This is a genomic window from Bradyrhizobium sp. SHOUNA76 (assembly GCF_023006445.1).
Lineage (GTDB): Bacteria > Pseudomonadota > Alphaproteobacteria > Rhizobiales > Xanthobacteraceae > Bradyrhizobium.
The window spans coordinates 1-4,016 of the sequence record NZ_JALBHA010000547.1; the positions used below are offsets into that span (position 1 = coordinate 1).

Here is a 4,016-nt window from a genome sequence, read left to right on the forward strand (position 1 = left end):
CGGCTCGCCGCCGGCCCAGCGTGCGGTCGAAGCCTTCGCGGCCTCGCGCGCGCCGTCGGGATCGAATGCATAGAGCGCCTTCAGATGCGGCTCCCACGCAGCGACGTGCGCGAGCACGTCCTCCAGCACCTCGCTTGGCGAGAACTGCTTGGCGCGATAGCCCGCGATCAGATCGACCGCGGACAGATCGTGCAGCGGGGTGACCGCCTCTTCGACGTTCTTTTTATGCATTGGCGCCTACCGGCATGCGTGTCTCGATGATGCGGGCAAACATGCTGGCGCCGATTGGCAGGATCTTGTCGTCGAGCACGAAGCCGGGATTGTGCACGGGCACCGAGCCGTCATGGCCTACCCAGAAATAGGCGCCGGGGATGGTCTGCAGCATGTCGGCGAAATCCTCGCTGCCCATCTTCGGCTGGGCGCGGGTGATCACGTTGGCGGGGTCGACGATGGTGCGCGCGACCTCCTCGACCACCTTGGACTGCTCGACCTGGTTGACTAGCACGTCGAAGGTATCGCGGATGTCGACGTCGATCACGCACTGATAGGCGCTCGCGATGCCGGCGCAGATCGTGCGGATGCGTTCGCTGATCAGGGTGCGGACTTCTTTCGAGAAGGTGCGGATGGTGCCGCACAGATGCGCGTCGCCGGGGATGACGTTGTATGCGGAGCCGGCGTGGATCTGCGTGATCGAGATGACGGCGGCCTGCAGCGGCTCGACGTTGCGGCTGACGATGGTCTGGATCGCCTGCGCCAGCGTGGTCGCGATGATCACCGCGTCCTTCGAGCGTTCGGGCATCGCGCCATGCGCGCCATAGCCGGTGATGCGGAGGTCGAAGAAATCGGCGCTGGCCATCGCGGGGCCGGGCAGGATCGCGATCTCGCCATGGTTGAGGTCGGGCGCGTTGTGCAGGCCGTAGAGCTCGTCGCAGGGAAACTTCTCGAACAGGCCGTCCTTGATCATGGCGCGAGCGCCGCCGAGGCCTTCCTCGGCCGGCTGGAAGATCAGATGCACGGTGCCGTCGAAGTTTCTGGTCTCGGCGAGGTAGCGCGCGGTGCCGAGCAGCATGGTGGTGTGGCCGTCATGGCCGCAGCCGTGGAAGCGGCCGGGGATTTTCGAACTCCATTTCAGATTGGTGTTCTCTTCCATCGGCAGCGCGTCCATGTCGGCGCGAAGGCCGATGCGCTTGTTGCTCGAACCCTTGCCTTTGATGACGCCGATCACGCCGGTGCCGCCGAGGCCGCGATGCACCTCGATGCCCCAGCTCTTCAGCTTGTCGGCGACGATGCCGGAGGTGCGCACTTCCTCGAAGCCGATCTCGGGATGGGCGTGAAGGTCGCGGCGGATGGCGGTGAGTTCGTCGGCGTAGCCGTCGATGCGGTCGATCGTGGGCATGTGTTCCTGTCCGGTTAGCGTGAAGGAGGATTGAAAACGGGACCGTTCGGCTTGATGCGAATGCCCGGGCGCAGGCGCGTCCAGGGCAGCGTTGCGGTGTCGGCCGGCATCGCGCCGGGCGCGGCGCAGATCATCAGCTTTTCCGCGATCGGCTCGAAGTCGGCGCGGAAGTGCACCGAGCTCTTGTTGACCAGAATTTTCTGTTCGGTGGGCTCGATACCGACATAGCGGTACATGGCCTGGTCGGCGAGCTGCGCCTTGTGCGAAGAGACGACAACGCGGACGTCGCCGATGCGCAAGGCCGCGGAGGGGCCCATCTCCATCTCGCGGCCGCCGTAATAAGGGCCGGGCGCGATGAAGCGGCCGTCGGAGAGCTTTTCGACCACGAACGTCTCGGTATAAGGCTCGTCGCCGGGAATGCCGGACTTGCCGCCGAGAGACAACGTGACGGTGGCGCCGACGCCGGCGTCATGCGCCGCCCTTGCCGACTCCGGATCGTAGATCGCCCCGGTCGCGGCGCTAGCCTTGTTGCGAACCAGCGCGCGCAGCATGCCCGTCGTGTCGGAATCGCCGCCGGCGCCGGGATTGTCCTGGGTGTCGGCAATGATGATCGGCCTGCTCGCGCCTTTCGAAAGTTCCATGGCGTGGCGCACGCCGTCATCGGGCGACCAGATCTTGCCGTCGAAATCGTCCTCATGGCTCTCGATCAGCTTCACGATCGCATCCGCGGCGCGGTCGGCGTCGGCCTGCGTCCTGCCGTAGGCGAACACGCTCGGCCCGCAATCGCGGAAGTCGGCGGCGGGAAAGCCGGGCGCGAAGGAGAGCGTCGGAACCGCATCGTTCTCCAGCGCGGCGAGCTTTTCGTAGATGCCCTTGGTCGGCTGGTCGTTGGTGCACTGCCAGCTGATCGGGATCAGGAACGGCAATTGCCGGAAGGCTTTTGCGAAGCGCTGCTTCGTCTTCAAGAGCAGGGCGAGATGCTTTGCAGAGGCACGGCCCGTGTCGGCCATGTCGACATGCGGATAGGTGCGGTAGGCGATCAGCGCGTCGGCGTGCGCGACCATCTCGGGCGTGACGTTGGCGTGCAGGTCGAGGCTCGCGACCAGCGGAACATCGTTGCCGATGATGCGGCGCACGCGCGCCAGGATCTCGCCTTCGCCGTCGTCGAGATGCTCGGTCACCATGGCGCCGTGCAGGTCGAGATAGACGGCATCGATCGGGCCGGCGGCAGCGATGCCGTCGACCATCACCTTCACGATGCGCTCGAAGGCATCCTCGGTGACGTGTGCCGAGGGGCTCGCCCCGCAGGCGATCGTCGGAACGAGTTCCCAGCCGTTCGCTTCCGCGCTGTCGACGAAGCCGGCGAGGCCGACATTGATGCGCCGCATCACCTTCAAGACGTCGGCGCCTTCCGTCATCGCCGGCCAGCCGCCGCCATGCCGGAAGTCCGCAAATGTCGCCTTCGTCGGGGCGAAGGTGTTGGTCTCGTGCAGGAAGCCGCCGACGGCGATACGTGTCATTCAGTTCAGTCCCAATTGAAAGTGCGCGACGTTAGCCCCGGCGTTGCGGCGAGGGCAAGCAAGGCAGGCCATCGCGCCGCGCATGGCTTTAAGCTGTTTTGGGAATACTTCCCGCGATCACCGTCATTGCGAGCGTAGCGAAGCAATCCAGACTGTTTCCGCGGAGGGATTCTGGATTGCTTCGCTACGCTCGCAATGACGAGGGGAAAGGCTTACGCGCTGGCTCCCACGCCCTCCGACACCGGCCGGAAGTTCGCAAAATCCCAGTCGCGTCCCGGTGCCGCATCGAGCAGCGCCTTGGTGTAGGCCTCCTTGGGATGCGTCAGCACTTCGGCAGCGGGGCCTTGCTCGACGACGCGGCCGTGCTGCATCACCACGACCTCGTCGCAGATCTGCGCGGCGACGCGCAAATCATGGGTGATGAACAGGATGGCGATGCCGAGGCGGTTCTGGATCTCGTCCAGCAGTTCCAGCACCTGCGCCTGCACGGAGACGTCGAGCGCGGAGACCGCTTCGTCCGCAACCAGCACGTCGGGATCGAGCGCGAGCGCACGGGCAATGGCGATACGCTGGCGCTGGCCGCCGGAGAACTGGTGCGGATAGCGCGACACCGCATCGGCGGGCAGGCCGACGAGCTCGAGCAGCTCGCGCGCCCGCTTCATCGCGTCAGTGTGCGCGACGCCGTAGTTGATCGGACCTTCGGCGATGCTTCCGCCGACGGTGACGCGCGGGTTGAGCGAGCGGTAGGGATCCTGGAACACGATCTGGATCTTCTGCCGGTGCGGCTGCAGCAGGCGCCGCGAGATGTCGGCGATTTCGCGGCCGGCGAGACGCACGCCGCCGGAGGTCGGATCGATCAGGCGGACGATGCAGCGCGCCACCGTCGACTTGCCCGAGCCGCTTTCGCCGACGATGCCGAGCGTGCGGCCCTTGCGCAGCGTCAGCGTCACCTTGTCGGCGGCGACGACCTCGCGGCCTTTGCCGAAGAAGGCGCGCTCCTTGTAGACCTTGCTGAGGTCGTTGGCCTCGAGCACGACCGGCTCGCGGCTCTCCTCGCGCGGCGGCCGCGGCACCAGGCTCGGCACCGACGCGAGCAGATT

3 protein-coding genes and 1 pseudogene are annotated in these 4,016 nt (G+C 66.1%); all 4 read right to left on the minus strand.

The features are described from left to right. Positions 1 to 231: pseudogene (locus tag MOV74_RS32930) on the minus strand (amidase); the annotation flags it as partial. Continuing rightward, on the minus strand, positions 224 to 1,396 hold the full coding sequence (locus MOV74_RS32935; RefSeq protein ID WP_246931170.1) for a M20 aminoacylase family protein: 1,173 nt from the start codon (positions 1,394 to 1,396) through the stop codon (positions 224 to 226). The gene MOV74_RS32935 and the pseudogene MOV74_RS32930, both read right to left, overlap by 8 nt. A gap of 14 nt (positions 1,397 to 1,410) precedes the next feature. Beyond that, on the minus strand, positions 1,411 to 2,916 hold the full coding sequence (locus MOV74_RS32940; protein WP_246931171.1) for a M81 family metallopeptidase: 1,506 nt from the start codon (positions 2,914 to 2,916) through the stop codon (positions 1,411 to 1,413). A 212-nt stretch (positions 2,917 to 3,128) separates the two neighbouring features. Beyond that, on the minus strand, positions 3,129 to 4,016 hold an 888-nt coding region (locus tag MOV74_RS32945; protein ID WP_246931172.1), incomplete at its 5' end, for an ABC transporter ATP-binding protein.